Here is a 21233-nt window from a genome sequence, read left to right as displayed (position 1 = left end):
CTATGGATGGAACAAGACCAAGCTGGGTTGTACTGCCCAATACCGCAAGCCAGCGGCAGGCTGCGCTGCTCAGCCTGGCGCTGCTGCCCGCCGCCGCCTGGCCCTTGGAGCTGGCCACCGCGCCTGCCAGCGGTGCCAGCGCCTGGGTGGCGCCCAATATCATCGTCTCCATCGATGACTCGGCCGCCATGCAACGCCGCATGGGCAGCGCCGAGCCTGGAGTCGCCAGCATCACGGCGCCGGGTGGCGACGGCCGCTGGGATGCGCGGGCGCAGCGCATCGCCGTGCTGCGCCATGCCCTCAAGGAGGTGCTGGGCGATGGACAGCAACTGCCCGATGGCACCATCCGCCTGGCCTGGCAGGCGATGTGGAACCATGGCGCTGCGCCTGGTGGCGGGCCCGGTGGCATGGTGCAGGGCCAGCGGCGCAGGCCCGGGGCCAGCACGGTCAACAGCCCGCGTTTGGCCACCAATGGCATGCAGGCGCTGCAGGGCCGCCATCGCCAGCATTTTCTGGCCTTTGCCGGCTCGCTCCGCACCGGCCACCGCAGTGACCTGCACCACCTGCTCGGCCAGGCCGATGCCTACCTGCGCCGGCCCCTCAGCCCGCAAGGGCCCTGGGCTAGCCAGCCGGGCGCTGCCACCGGCGCCAGCAATACCTACCTGGGCTGCCGCCGCAACTACCACATTGTGCTGGCGGGCAGCCGCTGGGCGGGGCCTGCTACCGGTGGTGCGCAAGACGACCACACCCGCGCCAAGGTGCTGCCCGACGGCCAGGTCTACGGCGGCGGCAGTGCCGCGCAAAGGGCTGCCACCCAGCTCTACAGCGATGCGGTTCCAAGCACCTTGGCGGACTGGGCGTTTCGCAGCTGGGCCGACCCTTTGCAGCGGGCAGGCCTGAGCGGCAGTCTGGCGCCTGACGCCGGTTACCGCCAGGCACCGCCCCGGGAGCGTTTTGGGGATGGAAGCGGCCAGCCTGCCGTGCTGGAGCGCTACTGGAACCCGCGCTACAACCCTGCCAGCTGGCCCCATCTGCAAACTTATACGGTCGGCATTGGCCTGGACGCCAGCACCTGGCCGGGTGCGCAGCAGATTCTGGCGCCCACGCAGCAGCTGCCATTGGGCTATGACGGCAGCTTTGCCGCGCTGGCCAGCGGCGACGTCCGCTGGCCCGATATGCAGGCGCAGGGCGAGGGCGTGCGTGCGCTGGATTTGTGGCATGCGGCGCTCAATGGGCGGGGCCGCTTTTATGCCGCAACGCATGGGCAGGATGTGGCCCATGCGTTGCGCAGTATTTTCAGCGAGATACAGGCCCAGCAGGCAGGCGGTGCGGCCGGCAAAGGTGCGGCCGGCCCAGGCGCAGTCACGGCCAGCACTGGTGCCGCCAGCGCCAGCCAGGCGATTGCCCAGGATGCCTTGCTGTTCAGCGCCAGCTATGACCCGGGCCGGGCCTGGTCCGGCGCCATCCAGGCCCAGGCCATGGGCAGCAATGGCCGCTTGCAGCCGGCGCTCGGCTGGCGTGGGCAGACAACGGCTGACAAGCTCGATGCCATCGCCTGGCAGCAGCGCCTGGTGCTGACTTGGGGCGATGTGCAGCAGCGCGGCGTGCCTTTTCGCTGGGCGGCAGATGACATCTACTTGAGTGCGGCGCACAAGCAGGCCCTGCAAGGCCCTGCCGATAGCGCGCAAGGCCAGGCCAGCGGCGAGCAGCGCCTCCACTACCTGCGTGGAGAGCGCCGCCATGAAGTGCAGCATGGCGGTAACCTGCGCAACCGGCATTCGCGCCAAGGCGATATCGTGCATTCGCAGATCTGGTACCTGGGCAAGCCTTCGGCCCGCTACCACGAGGCGAGCTATCTGGACTTTGTGCTGCGCCACCAAAACCGCCTGCCCATGCTCTATGTCGGCGGCAATGACGGCATGCTGCACGGCTTCTCGGCCCATACGGGCGAGGAAAAAATAGCCTATGTGCCCCGGGGCGTGATCCCCAGCCTGCAGGGCTTGACCAGCCCGGCCTACGATGGCCAGCACCGCTATTTTGTCGATGGCTCGCCGCTGGCGGGTGACGCCAACCTGGGCAGCGCCAGCAGCCCGCGCTGGCGCACGTTGCTGGCAGGCACCCTGGGCGCCGGGGGCAAGGGCTATTTTGTGCTCGATGTCACTGAACCGGAGACGGCCTTTGCCGAGGCGCAGGCGGCCGATCTGGTGCTGATGGACCGCAGCTGGCATGCGACGGAATCTGCGCCGCGCTGCGATGCGGAGACGGGCGCCGCGCTGCAGGCTTGCACACAGCTGGCCGAGGCCTTTGCCGATATCGGCCATATCACCGCCAGCCCCTCCCGCGACGACATCGACCCGCAGCGCACAACGCAGATCGCACAACTGAACAATGGCCGCTGGGCGCTGGTGCTGGGCAATGGCTACAACAGCGCCAATGGCCGCCCGGTGCTGTTGATCCAGTACCTCGATGGCGGGCGTGAGCTGCTGCGCTTGGTGGCGACGGGCAATGCATCGGCGCAGGGCTGCAGGCAGCAAACGCCGCCCCAGGCGCATTGCAGCCAGCTGGAGGACAACGGCTTGTCTGCCACGCGCCTGGTCGACATCAATGGCGACGGCCGCCCCGATGTGGTCTATGCCGGTGACAACCAGGGCAATCTCTGGAAGTTTCTGATCAGCTCGGACGATGACACGCAATGGGGTGTGGCGCAGTGGGGTGCACTGGCGGCAACGACCAGCAACCATGGCACTGCCGGCGTGCCACTCTACCAAGCCCGGGGCGGCGCGCGCAGCGCGCCTGGCCAGCGCACATGGCGCCAACCCATCAGCACGGCGCCCTTGGTGCGCAGCAATGACCGTCTGCGCACGCTGCAGCAGGCGGGCGGCCAGCGCCAGGTGCCTGTCGGTGGCTTGGTGGTCGCCTTTGGCACCGGCCGCAATGCCAGCCGCCAGGATCCGCAAGACGACCGCGTGCAGAGCCTCTATGCGGTGCTCGATACCACCCGCTACAAGCGCGTGGGCGAGCGCGGCGAGCGGGTGGCGGTCTGCGCGTCGGCGGCCGATGCGGATTGCCAGTCGGCGCTGGGCAGCGATGCCGATCTGCCCGGGCCGGTGGCGCACAGCCAGCTGCTGCAGCGCCGCATCAACCCCCGCCCCGTGCAGGCGCGCAGCAGCGACCGCCGCATGTTCTGGCGCACCGACGAAAGCGAAGGCGCCGATGCGCTGGATTGGAACCGCCACCGGGGTTGGTTTATGGATTTGCCCGAGGCAGGCGAGCGCCTGCTGCAGCCGCTGCGCTTTTACAGCGGCAGCAACCTGCTGGCGGTGATCAGCGAAGTGCCGGCGCATGCCAGCCATGGCGCACAGGGAGAGCCGGGCCAGGAGCGTTGCGAGCCGGGGCCAGGCACAGCGCAACGCCAGTTTTTCAGCCTGCTCAATAGCATCGATGGCCTGCGGCCGCGCTTGCAGCTGCTCGATACCGATGGCGATGGGCTCTTTGATCCGCAGGCCGATGGCCAGGCCTCGCGCATGTCACTGGGCGCGGGCGCGCATTCTATGCTCCGCGTGCGCGATGACGTGGGCCAGCAGCGCATCCGCATCGATGGCGAATCGCTGCGCGACCTGCCCGAAGTGCCAATACGGCCCACCTGGCGCCAAGCGCGATGAAAGGGGGAACCATGCGAAAACACCTTTTTACGGCGCGCGCAGGTTGGACCTTGGTGGAGCTGATGGTGGTGCTGGCCATCATCGGCATCCTGAGTGCGGTGGCCTGGCCCAGCTACAGCGAATATTTGCGCCGGGGCCACCGCACGGAGGCCCGCACGGGGCTTTTTCAGGCCGCGCAATGGCTGGAGCGTGCCGCGACGGCCAACGGCGTCTATCCGCTGGAGCTGCCCACCCAGCTTAGCTGGCAGGACCTGCCCGACAAGCGCTACACCATTGGCTTTGCCCAAGGCAACAGTGCTGCGCGCTATACCCTGGTGGCCACGCGCCGGCCCGGGGCGCAGCAGCAGGACCGCTGCGGCAACTACACGCTGACCCAGGACGGCCGGCAAGGCAATCTGCAGCTGGCGCAGGGCAGCAGCACGGCCGATTGCTGGCGCTGATCTGCAGCGCAGGTCATCGCATGCTGCGCATGCAGACGCTTATTGCGCGCTCCAGCGGTCGTTCCAGCTGCGCAGCTCCTGCATGTCGCGGCGGTCTTTCTTGGTGGGGCGGCCGGCTTGCAGGCTGTTGGCGGGCTCGGGCGCCAGGCGGCGCTGCTCGCTGAGCACTTCGCGCTGGCGGATGCTGTCGGCTGTTTCCTCGTACATCTGCTGGGCCACCGGGGCCGGGCCGCGTGTCGCCGCCATGCCCAGCACGGCTACGGTGCGCGGTGTCTGCGCCTGCAGCAGCTCGACGGTGTCCTGCGCGCGCACTTCCTTGGAGGGTTTGGCCACCGTGCCATTGACCTTCACATGGCCCTTGTGGATGGCCTCGACGGCAATCGCGCGGGTTTTGTAAAAGCGGGCGCACCACAGCCATTTGTCGATGCGCATCGTGGGAGTCTGTTCGGTCTCAGTGTGGGCCATCTTCGGCGGGTGGTTGGACATTCGGTTTGAACTCTACTACAGCATCGAAACCTTGGACAAGCCCCTGGTGCAGGCGGTTGTGCAAGGACAGGCGCGCGCCCAGCGCGGTGACGATGGAGTGGCAGATCGCCAGGCCCAGGCCCGAGCCGTCGCGCAGGTTGCCGCTGACAAATGGCTCGGTCAGGCGCGCCTGCATCTCGGCGCTGACGCCTGGGCCCCAGTCGCTGATGCGCAAGGTGGCTGCCGGGCCTTGCTGCACCAGCTGCAGCAGCAGTGGTGCGTCGGGCGGCGAATGCTGGATCGCATTGTGCAAAAGGTTGCGCACCAGCTCGCGCAGCATCCAGGGATGGGCTGCCAGCAGCACCTCGTCGCTTTGCAGCTCGAACTGCAGGTTCTTGTCGGCCAGCAGCGGCGACAGCTCAATCACCATGTCGCGCACGATGGCCGTCAGGTGGGCGGTCTGGGGGTGCTCGGACTGGTGCAGCTGCTCGACCTTGGCGAGCGACAGCATCTGGTTGGCCAGCAAGGTGGCGCGGTCCACGGTGGCGGCAATCTCGCGCAGCGCCTGCTCGGGCTCCACATCACCACGCTGGGCCGACTGCACCTGTACCTTGAGCACCGCCAGCGGCGTGCGCAGCTGGTGCGAGGCGTCGCGCACAAAGCGCTTTTGGTGCTGCACCAGGTGCGAGAGCCGCGCCATCACGCGATTGGTCGCATCGACCAGCGGCAGCACTTCCGAGGGCGTGGCCGCCGGGGTTTTGAGGGGCTGCAAGGCATGGTCGCTGCGCGCATTGAGCTGGTCGCTCAGCTGCAGGATGGGCAAGGTCGCGCGCCGCACCACGACTACCACCACGGCGGCAATGCAGCCAAACAGCAAGGCCTGCTGCACCAGCGTGCCCCAGAGAATGTCGCGCGCCAGCGATTCGCGGATCTCCAGCGTCTCTGCCACCTGGATCAGGGCCATGCCCCTGCCGGTGGCGCTGGCCACCGGCTGCAGCAGGGCGGCCATGCGCACCGGCATGCCCCGGAACTCGGCATTGTAGAAATCGACCAGTGCGGCATAGGGCGGCTGCTGGGCGATGCGCCCGCGCCAGATGGGCAGCTCGGCAAAGCCGCCGATGAGCTCGCCGCTCATGTTGGAGACGCGGTAGAACAGCCGCGACTGGTTATCGGCCTCGAAGGCCTCCAGCGCCGAATAGGGCACGGCCGAGTCGACAATCGCCAGGTCGTCATAACCGGCCACGGTCAGCTGCTCACCAATTACCTTGGCTGAAGCGAGCAGGCTGCGGTCGTAAGCGGTATTGATGGCCTGCAGCGACTGGCGGTAGAGGCTGCTGGTGTTGTAGATGATGAAGACCACCACCGGCAGCAGGATGCCCAGCAGCAGATTGCGGCGCAGCGAGCGTATGCGCGGCGCCTGGGATCGGCCGCTGGCCTTGCCGGTGTCAGGCGCCATCGGCGGCACCGGGCTTGAGCAGGTAGCCCAGGCCGCGCAAGGTCATCAGTTGCATATGCGTGGGCGCCAGCTTTTTGCGCAGGCGGTAGGCCACCACTTCCACCGCTTCGAGCTGCACATCGCTCTCGCCGGCAAAGACGGCGCTGAACAAACGCTCCTTGGTCACGGCCTGGCCCATAGGTTGGCTCAGCACGCGCAGAAATGCCACTTCGCGTGGCGTCAGCTCAAACAGCGTGCCGCGCCAGTAAAACGATTCGGAGGCCTTGTCATAGCGCAGCGCCATGCCGGAGGGGGGCGCGGCGGGTTCGGCCACCAGTGGCTGCGCGCGCCGCACCAGCGCGCGGATACGGGCTTCGAGCTCGTCCAGGTCAAAGGGCTTGGCCAGGTAGTCATCGGCGCCTGAGTTCAGGCCCAGAATGCGGTCGCCGACGGTGCCGCGTGCCGTCAGGATCAAGGTGGGGGCGGCCAGGCCTTCGCTGCGCGCCTGGGCGATGATCTCCAGCCCGTCCATTGTCGGCAGGCTCAGGTCCAGCACCACCACATCGGGCTCGAGCTTGCGCCAGGCCGGCAGCGCTGCACCGCCATCGGTGATGGGCGTGACCTCCATGCCCCGCCGGCGCAAGGTGCGCTGCAAGGTGGTCTGCATGGTGGAGTCGTCTTCGATCAGCAAGAGGTGCATGGCGGGAGTGTGCACCAATTCGCCAGCGCCTCCGGGCTCGGTGTTTTCCCTAGCTTCGGACGGCCTGGCTGACAGCCATTTGACAGCTAGCGCAGCGATGATGCAAGCACTAACAACACGATCAGGAGACAACCATGCGCCGTGATGCGTTCCTCAAATCCATGCTCGCTCTGGCTGCTGCCGGCAGCTTGCCCCTGCACGCCTTGGCCGCCACCAATGTCAAGATGCTGCTGCCCGCCAACCCTGGCGGCGGCTGGGATACGACTGGCCGCGCGCTGGGCAAGGCGCTGCAGGATGCCGGCGTGGCTGGCTCCGTCACCTATGACAACAAGGGCGGCGCGGCAGGCGCCATCGGCCTGGCGCAGTTCGTCAATGGCAGCAAGGGCGATCCCAACGCGATGATGGTGATGGGCGCGGTCATGCTGGGCGGCATCATCACTGGCAAGCCGCCGGTGGACCTGAACCAGGCCACCCCGCTGGCGCGCCTGACCAGCGAATACAACGTCTTTGTGCTGCCTGCCAACTCGCCCTACAAGACCATGGGCGAAGTGGTCGCCCAGCTCAAGAAGGACCCCGGCTCGATCAAATGGGGCGGCGGCTCGCGCGGCTCCACCGAGCACATTGCTGCGGCAATGATTGCCCGCGCCGTGGGTGTCGATCCAGCCAAGATCAACTATGTCGCCTTCCGGGGCGGCGGCGAGGCGATTGCTGCGGTGCTGGGTGGCAATGTCACCGTCGGGGGCAGCGGCTTTAGCGAGTTTGCCGAGTACATCGCCACCGGCAAGATGCGCCCGATCGCGGTCACCTCGGCCCAGCGCCTTGAAGGCTCGACCGTGCCCACGCTCAAGGAGCAGGGCATCGATGTGGAAATCGGCAACTGGCGCGGCGTCTATGGCGCGCCCGGCATCTCGGCCGACCAGCGCGCGCAGCTGATTGCGATGCTGGAAAAAGCCACCAAGAGCGCCAGCTGGGCCGAGTCGATGAAGAAGAACGACTGGACCTCGGCCTGGCTTGCCGGCGACGCCTTCAGCCAGTTCGTCACGGCAGAGTTCGCCAATCTCAAGGACACCATGACCCGCGCAGGCATGGTCTAAGCGCAGCAGGCATGGCCCCTGGCGGCCATGCCGCGCGCGTTGCGCTCTCTATAGCAACCCGCCCGAGGAACCGGCCTGGCCCGGTGCCCGGCTGGGCTGTTGCCGCCCGCAGGGCGGAGGGGCGCCACGGTCATCTTTTTCAGGAGTTTCGATATGAGCAACACCGCAGATTCTTCGGAGCCGGCCGCCAACGGCGCAGCCGCGCCTGCGCCAGAGGCTTTCGAGCATGCGCACACGCCGCGTACCACCTCGCAGCTGCTGGTCGGCATAGCGGTCTTGGTCATCGCCGGCCTGTTGTCCTGGGGTGCTTTGCACATCCCCTCGCAGGCGGGCTACAGCGGCGTGGGGCCGGATTTTCTGCCCTGGCTGTCGGCCAGCGTGCTGGGCCTGTGCGGCATCTGGCTGTGCTGGGAGGCCCTGACCGGCGGTTTTCACCACCTCGATGCCCCCGATGGCGCCCAGCATGGTGACTGGGGCGCGCTCACCTGGGTGTGCGCGGGGCTGCTGAGCAGCGCGGCGCTGATCACCACCTTGGGCTTCATTCTCAGCTGCACCTTGTGCTATGTGCTGGCCACGCAAGGACTGCGCCGCGCCACCGGCCAAACGCAGGCGGGCTCGTTCAAGACCATGGGCAAGGACCTGGTCACCGGCCTGCTGATTTCTGCGCCCGTGTTCTGGGCCTTTACCCAATTCCTGGCAATCAACTTGCCTGGACTGACCGAGACAGGGTGGCTGTGATGGAAATTTTCAATGCACTGATTCAAGGCTTCATGACGGCGGCCACGCCGGTGAACCTGCTCTGGGCGCTGGTGGGCTGCGCCCTGGGCACGGCGGTTGGCGTGCTGCCGGGCATTGGCCCTGCGGTGGCGGTGGCCATGCTGCTGCCCATCACTGCCAAGGTCGAGGTGACCGCCTCGATGATCTTCTTTGCCGGCATCTACTACGGCGCCATGTATGGCGGCTCGACCACCTCGATCCTGCTCAACACCCCGGGAGAGACAGCGAGCATGGTGACCGCGATGGAGGGCAACAAGATGGCCAAGAGCGGGCGCGCCGGTGCGGCGCTCGCGACCTCGGCCATCGGCTCCTTTGTGGCCGGCACGATTGCGACCGTGGTCGTGACCCTGTTTGCGCCCACCGTGGCCGAGTTTGCCGTGCGCCTGGGCCCGCCCGAGTATTTCATGCTGATGGTGCTGGCCTTCACCACCGTGAGCGCGGTGTTGGGCAAGAGCAGCCTGCGCGGTCTGACCGCCCTGTTCCTGGGCCTGGCCGTGGGTTGCATCGGCATGGACCAGATCACCGGTGCGGCGCGCTACACAATGGGCAAGCCCGAGCTGCTCGACGGCATCGACATCGTGCTGGTGGCCGTCGGCCTGTTCGCCGTGGCCGAGGTGCTGTACTTTGCGCTCTATGAGGCCAAGACCCGCGATACGCAAAACACCATGGGCCGCGTGCACATGACACGCCGCGACTGGAAGCGCTCGGTGCCCGCCTGGATCCGTGGCACGGTCATCGGTACGCCGTTTGGCTGCATCCCTGCAGGTGGCACCGAGATCCCGACCTTTCTGAGCTATGCGGCCGAGAAGAAGCTGGCCAAGGGCGACGACAAGGCCGAGTTCGGCACGAGCGGCGCCATCGAAGGCGTGGCCGGCCCCGAGGCCGCCAACAATGCGACGGTGACGGCGGCGCTGATTCCGCTGCTGACCCTGGGCATTCCCACCAGCAACACCACGGCCGTGCTGCTGGGCGCATTCCAGAACTACGGCATCAACCCCGGCCCGCAGCTCTTTACCAGCTCGGCCACGCTGGTGTGGGCGCTGATTGCCTCGCTCTACATCGGTAATGTGATGCTGCTGGTGCTGAACCTGCCGATGGTGGGCATGTGGGTCAAGCTGCTCAAGATCCCCAAGCCGCAGCTGTACGCCGGCATTCTGATCTTCGCCACCGTTGGGGCCTACGGCATGCGCCAGAGCACCTTCGATCTGTTCCTGCTGCTGGGCATTGGCGTGCTGGGCGTGGTGATGCGGCGGTTTGACTTCCCTACCGCGCCGGTGGTCGTCGGCATGATCCTGGGGCCGTTGGCCGAGGCTCAGATGCGCAACGCGGTCGCCATTGGCGAGGGCAGCTGGACCATCTTCCTGCAGCGCCCCATGTCACTGACTCTGATCATCATCGTGCTGGCGGTGCTGATCGTTCCCCGGGTTCTGAAGTGGATGGGCCACAAAAAGGCGCTGCAGGCTGCAGCGGCCTGATGCCCGGCGCTGGCAATGCATCCTTCTCTTGGCACCCTGCGGGGTGCCTTTTTTATGGCGTTCGCTGCGCGAGCGTTCTAAAGCTGCAACACTGTATTGCCCATTTGCGGGCTAGGCAGCAGCTATTGCATGGCCTACCATCCATGCATCAAAAACTGTCGCTGCGCCTGCAGCATATGAACGGCTTGTCTCCATGGATCTGATTGTCGCCCTGGTGCGCGAATACGGCATTGGCATCGTCTTTCTCAATGTGCTGATCGAGCAATTGGGCGCGCCCATTCCTGCCTATCCGGTGCTGATGGTGACCGGCGCCATCCATGGCCATTCGCTGGCGCAGCAGTTGCTGCTGATTGCAGTGGCCGTGCTGGCGGCGCTGATCGCCGATAGCGTCTGGTATGCCATGGGGCGGCGCTATGGCCGGCGTGTGCTTGCCAGGGTGTGCAAGGTCTCGCTCTCGCCCGATTCCTGCGTGCAGAACACCGAATCGCTCTATGGCCGCTGGGGTGCCAAGTCGCTGCTGATTGCCAAGTTTGTGCCCGGCTTTGCATCGATTGCCAGTGCGCTGGCCGGGGCCGTGGGCACGACGCCCGCCCGTTTTGTGCTGTTCGATGGAATAGGCGCGCTGCTGTGGGTGGGCTCGGCCGTGCTGCTGGGGGGGCTGTTCAGTTCCACGGTCGAGGACCTGTTGGCGGTGCTCGCGCAACTGGGCCAGTGGGGCTTGCTGCTGCTGGGGCTGGCGTTTGCCATTTTTATCGCGCGCCGCTGGTGGAGCCGGCGCCAGGTGATCCGTTCGCTGCGCATGGAGCGGCTCACGGTCGACGAACTCAATGACATGCTGGGCGGCGGCGATCTGCCTGTCATCCTTGATGTGCGTGCCGGCACCGCGTTCGAGGCATCGCATATTCCCGGGGCGCATTCCTATGACCCGCATGCCAGGGGGGCGCGGCTGCCGGCCATCGATCCCGACGCTGCGGTGATCGTGTACTGCGCCTGCCCCAATGAGGTCTCGGCAGCCCGTATTGCCCAGCTGCTGCGCCGCGCCGGCATCCAGCGGGTGCGGCCGCTGCTGGGCGGCATCGATGCCTGGATCGATGCGGGCTACCAGGTGCATGGCAAGAGCGCTGCCCCGGCCTTATAAGCCGAGCTTTATAAGCAGAGGAAGGCCAGCGCCGCAATGGCCGTCGGCAGCAAGGCGCCCAGCAGCAGGCCGCCAATGCTGATGGTTGCGTTGCTGAAGCCGTGCTTGAGCAGCGCCACACCGGCAGGGTTGGGCGCATTGGCGATCACCGTCAGGCCCCCGCCGGCGACGGCACCGGCCATCAGCATGTACTTGGCCGCATCGCTCATGCCTTCGATCTGCGAGCCCAGGTAGGTGAGGGCGGCGTTGTCGGTGATGGCGGTCAGCCCCAGCGCACCAAAGAACAGCGCGAGCGGCGCCATGCTGGCCACCAGTGGCTGCAGCCACCAGCTTTGCAGGCCGCCCAGCACCACCAGGCCCGCCAGGAAAAAGCCCACCAGCAGCGCCTCCTTGAGGATCAGCGGGCTTTGGTACCTGGCATAGGCATGGGTGTAGCCCAGAAACAGCAGAAATACGCCCAGGAACAGCACCGGATGGTGGGCCAGCACCACCACGGCCGCCAGCAAGGCCGCATGCACGGCCACCACGCCCAGCGGCATGGACGCTTGCGCATCGCCGCTTTGCGGTGCTGCCGTCAGATGGCCGCGCATGCACCAGGTCGCAATGCTGGCGTTGATCAAGACGGCAATCACCGCTTTCCAGCCAAAGTGGCTCAGCATGAAGGCGCTGTCCCAGCCCCAGGTCGCAGCGACCATCAGCACCGGCGGCGCTGCATAGGAGGTGAGCGTGCCGCCAATGGAGATATTGACGAAGAGCACACCCAGCGCCAGGTACTTGAGGCGGGTGGGCATCAGAGGGGTGAACACCAGCGGCGCCAGGGTCAGTGCGGCAATGGTCATCGCGGCCGGCTCGGTGATCAGCGAGCCCATCAGCGGCACGGCGGCCAGGCCCAGCCAGGCCAGGCTCAGGGCCGTGGGCAGCGGCGTGGCGCGGGCCAGCGCCGCCAGGGTGCGCTGCACCGTCATCACGATGGGGCGGGAGGCGGCCATGACCATGACGACAAAGACAAACAGGGGCTCGGTGTAGTTGCGCGATTCGGCGTAATCCACCGCCTGGGCCGGCCCGCTGGCAAACGCCATGACGCCGATCAGCACCATGGCCCAGAAACCGAAGACGATCTCGACCTCGCCCAGCAGATGGAAGACGCCCGCATGGCGCGGGTAGCGGTGCGACAGGCGCTCGAACTGCTTGGCAAGAAAGGTGTGGGCCAGCGCGATGGCAAAAATGCCAGCTGCCAGATGCTCGATGGCAAACATGGTGTGCTCCGATGCGAAGCATGCAGCCGTTTGCAGGCCATTGGGCGCGCACGGGGGTGTCAGCGCCCCGCAGGCCAAACGGTGCAGGCAACAGGGTTCCAGCGAGGCGGCCCGACCTTCGCTAACAACCTGCCGCTACACCCTATGTGACGACACCCAAGCCTTCTATTTTACAAAAAAATAATCAGTGATGGGTTTTCAATGTCTTTTTGCAGACGCTGAACAGCTTCTCAGGTCGGCGGGTTGCGGCGCTTGCTGCGCAGCCACCAGGCCGCGATCAACGAGAACAGCACGATCACCCCCACCAGCAGCCAAAAGCCCATCGGGTCCTGGCTGAGCGGGATGCCGCCCACATTCATGCCGAACAGGCCAGCCATCATGTTCACCGGCAGGGCCAGCACGGTGATCATCGTCAGCGTGTAGAGCGAGCGGTTGGTGTCTTCGTTGATGCCGGCGGCAATCTCTTCTTGCAGCAGCTTGATGCGCTCTTCGAGCGACTGCATGTCGCGCAGAAAAACGGAGAACTCTTCGCTGGCCGCGCGCAGCGCATGCAGGTCCTCGTCCAGCATCCACTGCGGGGGCATCTGCAGCAGGCGGAACATCGCCGAGGGCTCGGGCGCGAGCAGGCGCTTCAAGCGCACCAGCAGGCGGCGCAGCGCACCCAGCTGGCGCGGCTGCATGCGCGTGCGCCCGCCCAGCATGGTGTCCTCGATCTGGTCGACGCGCTGGGTCACATCGCGCACGATGCGCACCAGCACATCGGCCTGGGCGCGCAGCAGGCGTTCGAGCAGCTGGGGGCTGGAGCCGGGCGTGTCGCCCTGGCGAATCTGCTGGCGCAGCGCATCGACCGAGCGCAGCGGGTGGGCCCGGGCCGATAACACCCACTGGGGCGAGGCCTGGATCCACATCGTGTGGATATCGCTGGACTCGAACTGGAAGTCGAAATCGATGTCGTTGATGACGGCCAGCAGCGCGTCATCCATGCGCTCGATACGGGTTGAGGCCAGGCCATCGCGCAGCGCCTCAAAGTACTGCTCATCGAGCGCCGCATACTGCTGCAGCCAGCGCAGGCAGTGGGCATGCGAGAGGTTGAAATGCAGCCAGACAAAGCCGGTGCTGCTGGGCGGTGCGGCCAGCCAGGCCTGCGCTTGCTCGGCGGTCAGCGCCGTGGCGGGGCCCTGGCCGTCAAAGGCATAGCCCCAGATCAGGCCGCTGTTGTCATGGGGGGAGATCAGCGGGGCCGTATCAGGCTCGCGCGGCAGGGGTTCAGTCAAGATAGCACTCCGGGGACGGGCGGATGCCCCGCGCCAAACCCCGTATTTTTGGCAGCTACCGTGACTGTTTCATGACAAAGCCATGACGCGCGCGGGCGTGCTCAGTCGGGCATCGAGCAGTGGCCGCCGCTGGCATGCTGGCCCGAGCCTGCAGCGATCAGCGGCGCCTCGTAGCGCAGGTCCACGGGCTGGCTGTGGACGTAATCCCAGGCGATGAAGGCGACCAGCAGCAGCCAGAAGCTGCTGCGCAAAAGGGTGGTGTTCATGTGCGGCTCCTCGCGCTTAAAAACCAAAATGGCGGCGAATGCGCAGCCCGAAGATCGTGCCGGCAAAGGCGAGCGGCACCCAGATCCAGCCATGGATGCTGCCGGTGCTGATGCCAGACAGCATCGCGCCCACATTGCAGCCAAAGGCCAGGCGCGAGCTGTAGCCCAGCACCAGGCCGGCGACCAGGGCCACCAGCCACTGCGTGCCGGTCAGCGCCTTGGCAGCAGTCGGCTTGCCCGCAGCAATCCACAGCGCACCGGCCAGAATGCCGATGTTGGTGATGCTGGTGATGTCCAGCAGCACGGTCTCGTGCAGGCGCTGGGCATTGCCCGGCTGGCTCCAGAACCAGTTGCCCGCCAGGTCCACGATGCCGGCGCCATTGGCCACCTTGGCGGCCCAGAGGCCAAAGCCATAGACCACGCCCCAGGGCTGGCCGGCAATCACCAGGTTCAAGGTGGCGAAGATGGCCAGGCCAATGGCGCCCATCACCCACTTGCGCTGCCACAGGCCGGGCATGCTGCGCTGCTGCGCGGCATGGGCCTTGGCGCAATAGGCCTTGACCGCAAAGCCGATGACAGCCAGCGCCGCCAAGGTGGCGAGCAGCGCAGGCAGCCAGCCCCAGGTGCTGACCAGGCCGACTGCCGGCATGCGGCCCAGGTCCAGCCACCAGCCCAGGTGCAGCGACCCTAAGAAGCTGCCAATCGCAAACATCGGCAGGATGGCCGTGTTCATCGGGATGCCCATGCCCGCCTTGTACAAGGTGCCGCTGCCGCAGCCGTCAGCAATCTGCATGCACAGGCCAAACACAAAGGCGCCCACCAGCAGGCTGATGCTGGGCGGGCCCAGCGCGGCCGTCAGCTCCGGGTAGTGGCCCAGCAGCGGCATGGCCATCGCGGCGGCCAGTGCCAGCAGCAGCAGCTGGCCAAACACGCCGCGTGGGTCCTTGTCCTCGACCAGCATGCGCCAGCCGGTGGTAAAGCCAAAGCGCTGGCCAGCCAGGATGGCACCCAGGCCGATGCCGACCAGGAACAGCGCCGCCTGGCGCAGCGATACCGACCACAGCAGCCAGCCAAAAAAGGCCGCCATCAGGATCGACAGGGGAAGTCGTTTCATCACGATCACCGTTGAGAGTCAATACAACAAAAAGCTGCCAGCGCTTCTGCAGAAGTGCTGGCAGCCAAAGAACCGGGTCCGGCTTATTTGAACTTGCGCTGCCACCATTGCTTGGCGTCATAGGCCAGCGATTCGGCGCGGCCGGGCTGGTTCTCCATCGCCGGGGCGTCGGGCTGCTGGGTCCAGTCCACCATCGAGCCGGCATACAGCTTGACATTGGGCAGGCCGGCCATCTCGCTCAGGCCAAACCAGTCGGTAGCGGCCCAGTGGCCGGTATTGCAGAAGGCGACGGTGTCCTGGCCGTCCTTGCGGCTGACCTTCTGCGCAATCTGCCGAGCGGTGGCCGGGTCCACAAACTGGGCCGTGCCCTTGACGAACCACTGGTTGAAATCGAGCTGTTGCGCGCCGGGCAGGGTGCCCGAGAGCTTGGCCGCTGGCGCGCGGGTCTTGCCCTGGTAGAACGCATCGGGGCGGGAATCGACCAGCGCGGCATTGCTCAGGTCGACATGGGAGCGCACCTGGTCGCGCGTGGCGATCAGGCTCTCGTCCAGCACGGGCTGGTAGCTGCTGGCCTGCACCTGGGGCGTCTCGGTGCTGACGGGTTGGCCCTCGGCCACCCAGGTCTTCATGCCACCGTTGACGATGGACAGGTCCTTCAAGCCCAGCACCTTCAGGCTCCAGTAGACACGCGCCATCGCACCAAAATCGGTGGCATCGGCGCCGGTCGATACCACGACGGCATGCGTGGCAGGGGTCAGGCCCAGCGACTGCACCAAGGCCGTGAGCTTGGGCAGATCGGGCAGCTCACCGGGGTTGGTGGCCGGGCCGCGCCACTTGCCATAGGGCGCGTTGAGCGCGCCGGGAATATGGCCTTCGGTATAGAGCTTGGGCTCGCGGATATCGATGACGACAGGCGCGGCCGCGCTTTGTTGGGCGCTGGCCAACTCGGCCGGGCTCAAAAGGGGCTGGGCGGCATGGGCTGCCGTGAGCCAACTGCTGGCAAACAGGGCGCTGGCCACAGCCAGCTGGCGAAAGGTTGTCATGGCAATAGCGTGTGGGGGCAAATCAATGGGCCTATTGTCCCGCGATTGCGGTCTGCAAGCATGCTATGCGCGGATTGAATATATGGCGGTAAGGTTATATGCTCCCAGGGAATATGGATGGTGCTGCACCAACCCCTGCCTGTGTTAGACCCACAGGCCGGCGCGAAAGCCGCGCGCCGCGTAATAGGACTGCACGCCATTGTGGTAGGTGAACACGCGCTCATAGCGCCGGTCGCCAAACAGCGCGCCACCCAGGCGCCGCATCTCGTCAGGCGTGGCCAGCCAGCTGGAGGTCTTGCCGTCAAACGCGCCCAGGGTCTGCAGATGGCGGTACTGCGCCTCGTCCAGCAGCTGCACACCCATCGCATCGGCCATGCCCTGCGCACTGCCTGCGGGTTTGTTTTCCTTGCGCGCGGCCAGCGCCTCTTCGTCAAAGCACAGGCTGCGCCGCCCCGTGGGGCTTTCGGCGGCGCAATCGGCAAACAGCAGCTGGCCGCTGGCGCTGTCCTGCAAGATCACGTCGGGCTCGCCGCCGGTCGCCTCCATCTGGGCCAGCGCCTGGTGGGCGGCCGTGTTCTTGTCCAGGCGCTGTAGCACCAGAGCCCAGTCCAGCGACGGGTGGCGGGCGGAGTGGGCCTCAAAGCGGGCTTGGAGTACGGCGATCAATGCCTGCAGTTCGGTCTTGTTCATGGTTGTCAAATCCTTGTCAAGCGGCTGCCACTTTTGCGCACTTCTACAATCGGCGCAAGCTTTTTTAAGGATTACCAGCGGCGGCACCCTGCCGCCGCTCTGCATTATGGATATTGTTGTCAACGAAGAACTCAAGGCCTACATCGACCCACTGACCCCGGACGAGCATGCCTCGCTGGAGCGCAGCATTCTGGCCGAAGGCTGCCGCGATGCGCTGGTGCTCTGGGGCAATGTACTGGTCGATGGCCACAACCGCTACGGCATCTGCCAAAAGCATGGCCTGCCTTTCAACACGGTGCAGAACACCCAGTTCCAGTCGATGCAGGATGTCTACCTGTGGATGATTGACCAGCACCTGGGGCGCCGCAGCGTCTCCGATTTTCAGCGTGGCGTGCTGGCACTGCGCAAGCGCGAGATTCTGGAGCACCGCAAGCTGGAGAAGGCCCACCCGGTGCCCGCGCAACAGGCCGAAGGCGAGGCGCCAGCCGTCAGCAATGCCGATGATGCGTTCTCGCCGGTCGATGCGGCCGAGCTGGAAAAAGTAGCCACGCGCGAGGCGATTGCCAAGGCGGCGCGCTTGTCGAGCAGCCAGGTTGCGCAAATCGAGAAGATCCAGAAAAGCGCCGCGCCTGCGCTGGTCGAGGCTTTGAAGGCCGGCGATATCTCCATCAACGCCGCGGCCGTGGTCGCGACCCTGCCGCACGAAGAGCAGCAGGCCGCTGCCCAAGGCGGCAAGGATGGCTTGAAGCAGGTGGTCAAGCAGGTGCGCGAAGCCAAGCGCAAGCCCAAGGAAGAGGCGCCCGAGTCCGCCGAGCCGGCCAGCGCCCCCTCGGCCGCGCATGGCGCCGAGGCGGTAGATGCTGCGCTGGACAAGGCCCAGCAGCAGATCAGCGACTTGCGCGCCCGCGTGCAGGCGCTGGAGCTGGAAAACGCCCAGCTGCGCCTGCAGCTGGCGGCAGCGTCGTCACAGGACCTGCCCGTCCCGGACGAAGCCTGAACGACCCAGCGCTCAATCCAGCGGCGGGCGCTTGACGGGCTTGGGCATTTGCCGTTGGCGCGCCCGTTGGGCACGGGGCCGCGCCGCATCGGCACGCTGGCAGGCCAGGCGGTACTGCAGCAAGGTCGCCTCGGCCGCCTGTAGCACGGCGATCGGCAGGCGCTGTGCTTCTTCCACCGCGTGCGCGGCGTTGGCGGGCAGCTCGCACTGGCCCGTCAGCAAGGCCAGGCCCTGGCCCACATGCTCGGCCGTGTAGACATGGAACTGCCCGGCCTCGACGGCCTGCACCACGCGCTCGGCCAGCATCAGGTGGCGCTGGTTGCGCGCCGGGATCAGCACCCCATGGCTGCCGTCCAGGCCCTGCACGGCGCAAAGGTCAAACCAGCCTTCGATCTTTTCATTGAGGCCGCCCACCGGCAGCACCTCGCCATGCTGGTTGAGCGCGCCGGTCACCCCGATGCTCTGGCGCAGCGGCATGCCCGACAGCGATGACAGCAGCGCGTAGAGCTCGGCGCAGCTGGCAGAGTCGCCCTCGACACCGCTGTATTCCTGCTCGAACACCACCGAGGCATTGAGCGCCAGCGGGGCCAGGTGGCCAAACAAGGCCGTCAGATAGCCCTGCAAAATCAGCACGCCCTTGTCGTGGATGGGGCCGGACATGGCCACCTCGCGCTCGATGTTCATCACCCCTTCCTGGCCGGCATGGGTGCGCGCGCTGATGCGCACCGGCAGGCCAAAACGGTGGTCACCGGTGTCGATCTGCGAGAGCCCATTGATCTGGCCGACCTGGCTGCCGGCAAACGAGATCAGGTGCTCGCCGTCGGTGATGGCGGCATGCAGGTCCTGCTCCATCGCGTTGTGGCGCAGGCGCTGGGCGGCCAAGGCGGCCTCCACATCGGCGGCCTGCACCAGGCGGTGCTGGCCCGATGGCTGGCCGGATTGCCGGGCGCGCTGGGCGCTCTCCAGCAGCAGGGCTTCGAGCTGGTTCAAGCGGCCGCTTTGGCGCTGCTGGTCATCGGCCTCCCGGTGGGATTGCTCCAGCAGCCGGGCGACTGCGCCGGCGTCGCAGTGCGGCATCTGGTAGAGCTTGCAGCGCTGCGCCATCAGCGCCGCAGTGGCGCGGTAGGTGGCGAGCGAGGCCTGGAACTGGTCGGCAAAATCGACCTTGACGCGAAAGCGCCGGGCCATGTCCGGGTCGCTCTCCTGCAGCTGGTAGTAGGCCTCTTCGGAGCCGACCAGCACCAGCTTGAAGTTCAGCGCCAAGAGCTCGGGCAGCATCGCGCCGCTGCTGCTGGGGCCTTGCGCGGCATGCGCATCCTCAATGCGCAGCTGGCGCGTGCGCAGCACCCGGCGCAAGGCCTGCCAGCTGTCTTCGTCGCCCAGCAGATCGCGCAGGTGCAGCATCAAGAAGCCGCCATCGGCGCGCAGCACGCTGCCCGCGCGGATGCAGGAGAAATCGCTGCGGCGCTCGTCGTCTTCCGGCGGGTCGATGGTGCCAAACAGGTTGCGCAGGCTGGGCTGGTCCTCCAGCACCACAGGGGCATGGGCCTCGCCATGGTGGTCCACGATCAGGTTGAGCTGGCTGAGCGCGCGCAGCGCCTTGCGCTTGGCCTCCAGCAGGGCGCGGGCATCGTCGCGTGCGTCCTGGCTTTCGCCTTCGCCCTCGATGCTGTCGGTCTGGTCGAGCAGCGCATCGGCGTCTTGCGCAATGCTGCCCGGCACCCACAGCGCCATGTTCTTGAGCCACTCGGCCTGCATCTGCGACAGCCAGCGCTGCAAGGTGGCCCCATGCTCGGCGCTGGGCGTCAGGCCATCGAGCACCTGCGCGGATGCAGCCTGCCACAGCGGCGTGGCCAGCGATTGGTAGAACAGGTTGAGCGCCGCATCGCGCGCCATCTGTGCCTGCCGCACCAGGCCGCGGAACTGCGCCAGCTGCACACGCAGCTGGTATTCCAGATCTTCGGCGGGTGCCGTGGCACTGGGGGCGTCTGCGCCATCCTCGCCTTCTTGCTCTGCGCCTTCGCCAGGAGACAGCAGCAGGGCCGGGTCGGCCTCGGTGTCGGCTGGGGGCTGAGAGTCGCTTTGCAGCGCTGGCGGCAGCTGATTGGCGTCAGCGGCGGACGGCTCCTGCAGCCGCTCTGCGGCAGTCAACGCAGCAGGCGCATCGGCAGCGGGCTGTCCGGCGTCCGGGCATCCGGCATCCCCTGGGCCGGCAGGGCCGCTGTCCTGGCTCTCGACCACCAGCTGGCCCTCTTCACGGCGGATGCGCAGCCCGGAGCCCTGGGCCCAGTCGTGCAGCGTGCCAAAAGCGGCCTCTTCGGCCTGGCGGGCCTGGTTGTAGAGCTGCTCGATCTGGCTGCGGTGCTGCGCTTGCTGCACGGCCTTGTCGAGCTGCTCGGGCAGCTTGTCCACCATGGCCTCGATGCGGCGGCGCAGGCTGCGGCCCTGGCCGGCGGGCAGGCGCAGCGCCTGGGGACGCTCGGGCACGGCAAAGTTGTGCACAAAGGCGATGTCCTGCGCGGCGGGGCGGCGCTGTGCCTCGGCCTGCATGGCCTGGCGCAGCAGCGAGGTGCGGCCGCTGCCTTCTTCGCCCAGCACAAACAGGTGGTAGTCGGGCGGGTCCATCGCCAGGCCAAACTCGGCCGCCGCCTGCGCGCGCTGCTGGCCGATCCAGGAGAAGGGCTCCTGCACCAGTTCGGCCGTGCTGGCAAAGCCGAGTTGGGCCGGGTCAATGCGCAGGCGCAGCTCGTGGGCCTGCAGCAGCTCGGCGCAGAGCAAGGAGGCGGCAGGTGGGGAAGGGGTCAATGGCGTGTCGGACAAGGGAATCTTTTTTGGAAGGCGACAGGCGCGCGGGGCGCCAGGGGCCTTGTGGTGGGTCAATGTGGCTGTCTGGGCAAGGCGAAAGCGCTGCGTTACAGCGCCAGCCGCATGATGTGCTGTGGGCCGTAGCCGCCGCCCAGGTACAGCTCGCCGGTGTCTGCAAAACCGCACTGGCGGTACAGCGGGATGGCGGCGGCGTTCTTGCAGTTCACCGTCAGGAACACGGCTGTGGCGGCCATGCCTTGCGCCTGCAGGTAGGCGGGCAGCGCCTGCAGGCTGCGCTTGGCCAGGCCCATGCCCTGAAAGCGCTGGTCGACAAAGAAGCTGCGCAGGCCCACGCTGTCCGCCGAGGCAAAGGGGTAGCGCTGCGCGTAGTCCTGGTCGATTAGGAAAAAGCCGGCAATCTGCTCGCCATGGCCGATCAGGTGGGCGCTGAGCCCCGGGTGGAGCTCGGCCAGCGTCTGGGCCATTGGCGCGACATAGGGCTGCTGCGCCTCGTGCAGGGACAGGGCCAGCACGCGCTCGCGCTGCTCGGGCCGGTAAGTGGTGAGGAGGGTCATAGGCTACGGTCTCGGGCAGCGTGGGCG

At 66.8% G+C, this 21233-nt stretch carries 18 protein-coding genes; 7 read left to right on the top strand and 11 right to left on the bottom strand.

Features of this window, described 5'->3' with window-relative positions; translation table 11 throughout:
* The first annotated feature begins 2 nt into the window (after nt 1–2).
* Nucleotides 3–3662, top strand: a complete 3660-nt coding sequence (locus ACPEE1_RS17870) for a pilus assembly protein (protein ID WP_423934211.1) — start codon at nt 3–5, stop codon at nt 3660–3662.
* A gap of 11 nt (nt 3663–3673) precedes the next feature.
* Nucleotides 3674–4102, top strand: a complete 429-nt coding sequence (locus tag ACPEE1_RS17865; protein ID WP_182345153.1) for a type IV pilin protein — start codon at nt 3674–3676, stop codon at nt 4100–4102.
* A gap of 39 nt (nt 4103–4141) precedes the next feature.
* Here the strand turns inward: ACPEE1_RS17865 and ACPEE1_RS17860 are convergent, their stop codons facing one another.
* Genes ACPEE1_RS17860 through ACPEE1_RS17850 form a run of 3 tightly spaced genes read right to left on the bottom strand, consistent with a single transcriptional unit; the run spans nt 4142 to nt 6702 of the window.
* Complete coding sequence (locus ACPEE1_RS17860; protein WP_116924799.1) at nt 4142–4588, bottom strand: RNA-binding S4 domain-containing protein; 447 nt, start codon at nt 4586–4588, stop codon at nt 4142–4144.
* The gene (locus ACPEE1_RS17855) at nt 4554–6023 is read right to left on the bottom strand and encodes a sensor histidine kinase (protein ID WP_182345154.1); all 1470 of its coding nucleotides are present in this window, start codon (nt 6021–6023) and stop codon (nt 4554–4556) included. Before ACPEE1_RS17855 ends, ACPEE1_RS17860 begins: the two co-directional genes overlap by 35 nt.
* On the bottom strand, nt 6013–6702 hold the full coding sequence (locus ACPEE1_RS17850; RefSeq protein ID WP_423934206.1) for a response regulator transcription factor: 690 nt from the start codon (nt 6700–6702) through the stop codon (nt 6013–6015). The genes ACPEE1_RS17855 and ACPEE1_RS17850 overlap by 11 nt, the downstream gene beginning before the upstream one ends.
* Before the next feature lie 134 nt (nt 6703–6836).
* Here ACPEE1_RS17850 and ACPEE1_RS17845 point away from each other — a divergent pair, with 134 nt between their 5' ends.
* The 4 genes from ACPEE1_RS17845 to ACPEE1_RS17830 all read left to right on the top strand — a co-directional run bounded on the left by ACPEE1_RS17845 (nt 6837) and on the right by ACPEE1_RS17830 (nt 11186).
* Nucleotides 6837–7796 (top strand): Bug family tripartite tricarboxylate transporter substrate binding protein, encoded by a 960-nt coding sequence (locus ACPEE1_RS17845; RefSeq protein WP_182345155.1) that lies wholly within the window; start codon nt 6837–6839, stop codon nt 7794–7796.
* 153 nt (nt 7797–7949) lie between these two features.
* On the top strand, nt 7950–8534 hold the full coding sequence (locus tag ACPEE1_RS17840; protein WP_182345156.1) for a tripartite tricarboxylate transporter TctB family protein: 585 nt from the start codon (nt 7950–7952) through the stop codon (nt 8532–8534).
* Complete coding sequence (locus tag ACPEE1_RS17835; protein WP_116924804.1) at nt 8534–10048, top strand: tripartite tricarboxylate transporter permease; 1515 nt, start codon at nt 8534–8536, stop codon at nt 10046–10048. The genes ACPEE1_RS17840 and ACPEE1_RS17835 overlap by 1 nt, the downstream gene beginning before the upstream one ends.
* Nucleotides 10049–10241: 193 nt before the next feature.
* Nucleotides 10242–11186, top strand: coding sequence for a DedA family protein/thiosulfate sulfurtransferase GlpE (locus ACPEE1_RS17830; RefSeq protein ID WP_116924805.1), 945 nt, complete (start codon nt 10242–10244; stop codon nt 11184–11186).
* An 8-nt stretch (nt 11187–11194) separates the two neighbouring features.
* Here the strand turns inward: ACPEE1_RS17830 and ACPEE1_RS17825 are convergent, their stop codons facing one another.
* The 6 genes from ACPEE1_RS17825 to ACPEE1_RS17800 all read right to left on the bottom strand — a co-directional run bounded on the left by ACPEE1_RS17825 (nt 11195) and on the right by ACPEE1_RS17800 (nt 16829).
* Complete coding sequence (locus tag ACPEE1_RS17825; protein WP_423934201.1) at nt 11195–12442, bottom strand: putative Na+/H+ antiporter; 1248 nt, start codon at nt 12440–12442, stop codon at nt 11195–11197.
* A gap of 230 nt (nt 12443–12672) precedes the next feature.
* A complete protein-coding gene (locus tag ACPEE1_RS17820) occupies nt 12673–13716 on the bottom strand; it encodes a transporter (RefSeq protein WP_232539552.1) in 1044 nt (347 codons plus the stop codon).
* Between the two features lie 101 nt (nt 13717–13817).
* The gene (locus ACPEE1_RS17815) at nt 13818–13982 is read right to left on the bottom strand and encodes a hypothetical protein (RefSeq protein ID WP_021026986.1); all 165 of its coding nucleotides are present in this window, start codon (nt 13980–13982) and stop codon (nt 13818–13820) included.
* A 16-nt stretch (nt 13983–13998) separates the two neighbouring features.
* Nucleotides 13999–15096: a YeeE/YedE thiosulfate transporter family protein gene (locus ACPEE1_RS17810; protein ID WP_182345158.1), complete on the bottom strand. Its 1098-nt coding sequence runs from the start codon at nt 15094–15096 to the stop codon at nt 13999–14001.
* A gap of 83 nt (nt 15097–15179) precedes the next feature.
* Nucleotides 15180–16139 (bottom strand): sulfurtransferase, encoded by a 960-nt coding sequence (locus ACPEE1_RS17805; RefSeq protein ID WP_116924808.1) that lies wholly within the window; start codon nt 16137–16139, stop codon nt 15180–15182.
* 144 nt (nt 16140–16283) lie between these two features.
* Nucleotides 16284–16829: a DUF4256 domain-containing protein gene (locus ACPEE1_RS17800; RefSeq protein ID WP_182345159.1), complete on the bottom strand. Its 546-nt coding sequence runs from the start codon at nt 16827–16829 to the stop codon at nt 16284–16286.
* A gap of 106 nt (nt 16830–16935) precedes the next feature.
* On the opposite strand from ACPEE1_RS17800, the gene ACPEE1_RS17795 reads away from it, so the two are divergent.
* On the top strand, nt 16936–17826 hold the full coding sequence (locus ACPEE1_RS17795; RefSeq protein WP_116924810.1) for a plasmid replication/partition related protein: 891 nt from the start codon (nt 16936–16938) through the stop codon (nt 17824–17826).
* Nucleotides 17827–17838: 12 nt separating this feature from the next.
* Here ACPEE1_RS17795 and ACPEE1_RS17790 read toward each other — a convergent pair whose 3' ends face one another.
* On the bottom strand, nt 17839–20646 hold the full coding sequence (locus tag ACPEE1_RS17790) for an AAA family ATPase (protein ID WP_423934196.1): 2808 nt from the start codon (nt 20644–20646) through the stop codon (nt 17839–17841).
* Nucleotides 20647–20738: 92 nt separating this feature from the next.
* Complete coding sequence (locus ACPEE1_RS17785; protein WP_182345161.1) at nt 20739–21206, bottom strand: GNAT family N-acetyltransferase; 468 nt, start codon at nt 21204–21206, stop codon at nt 20739–20741.
* Between the last annotated feature and the right edge of the window lie 27 nt (nt 21207–21233).

Source organism: Comamonas sp. 23, assembly GCF_049601575.1.
Taxonomy (GTDB): Bacteria; Pseudomonadota; Gammaproteobacteria; order Burkholderiales; family Burkholderiaceae_C; genus Comamonas; species Comamonas squillarum.
The sequence above is the reverse complement of the archived record's forward strand: the minus strand, read 5'-3'. Positions and strand labels throughout refer to the sequence as shown.

Excerpts from the sequence above, each read along its gene's own strand:
- ACPEE1_RS17870 (WP_423934211.1), top strand. The coding sequence starts at position 3 with ATGGATGGAACAAGACCAAGCTGGGTTGTACTGCCCAATACCGCAAGC.
- ACPEE1_RS17865 (WP_182345153.1), top strand. The coding sequence starts at position 3,674 with ATGCGAAAACACCTTTTTACGGCGCGCGCAGGTTGGACCTTGGTGGAG.
- ACPEE1_RS17860 (WP_116924799.1), bottom strand. The coding sequence starts at position 4,588 with ATGTCCAACCACCCGCCGAAGATGGCCCACACTGAGACCGAACAGACT.
- ACPEE1_RS17855 (WP_182345154.1), bottom strand. The coding sequence starts at position 6,023 with ATGGCGCCTGACACCGGCAAGGCCAGCGGCCGATCCCAGGCGCCGCGC.
- ACPEE1_RS17850 (WP_423934206.1), bottom strand. The coding sequence starts at position 6,702 with ATGCACCTCTTGCTGATCGAAGACGACTCCACCATGCAGACCACCTTG.
- ACPEE1_RS17845 (WP_182345155.1), top strand. The coding sequence starts at position 6,837 with ATGCGCCGTGATGCGTTCCTCAAATCCATGCTCGCTCTGGCTGCTGCC.
- ACPEE1_RS17840 (WP_182345156.1), top strand. The coding sequence starts at position 7,950 with ATGAGCAACACCGCAGATTCTTCGGAGCCGGCCGCCAACGGCGCAGCC.
- ACPEE1_RS17835 (WP_116924804.1), top strand. The coding sequence starts at position 8,534 with ATGGAAATTTTCAATGCACTGATTCAAGGCTTCATGACGGCGGCCACG.
- ACPEE1_RS17830 (WP_116924805.1), top strand. The coding sequence starts at position 10,242 with ATGGATCTGATTGTCGCCCTGGTGCGCGAATACGGCATTGGCATCGTC.
- ACPEE1_RS17825 (WP_423934201.1), bottom strand. The coding sequence starts at position 12,442 with ATGTTTGCCATCGAGCATCTGGCAGCTGGCATTTTTGCCATCGCGCTG.
- ACPEE1_RS17815 (WP_021026986.1), bottom strand. The coding sequence starts at position 13,982 with ATGAACACCACCCTTTTGCGCAGCAGCTTCTGGCTGCTGCTGGTCGCC.
- ACPEE1_RS17810 (WP_182345158.1), bottom strand. The coding sequence starts at position 15,096 with ATGAAACGACTTCCCCTGTCGATCCTGATGGCGGCCTTTTTTGGCTGG.
- ACPEE1_RS17805 (WP_116924808.1), bottom strand. The coding sequence starts at position 16,139 with ATGACAACCTTTCGCCAGCTGGCTGTGGCCAGCGCCCTGTTTGCCAGC.
- ACPEE1_RS17800 (WP_182345159.1), bottom strand. The coding sequence starts at position 16,829 with ATGAACAAGACCGAACTGCAGGCATTGATCGCCGTACTCCAAGCCCGC.
- ACPEE1_RS17795 (WP_116924810.1), top strand. The coding sequence starts at position 16,936 with ATGGATATTGTTGTCAACGAAGAACTCAAGGCCTACATCGACCCACTG.
- ACPEE1_RS17785 (WP_182345161.1), bottom strand. The coding sequence starts at position 21,206 with ATGACCCTCCTCACCACTTACCGGCCCGAGCAGCGCGAGCGCGTGCTG.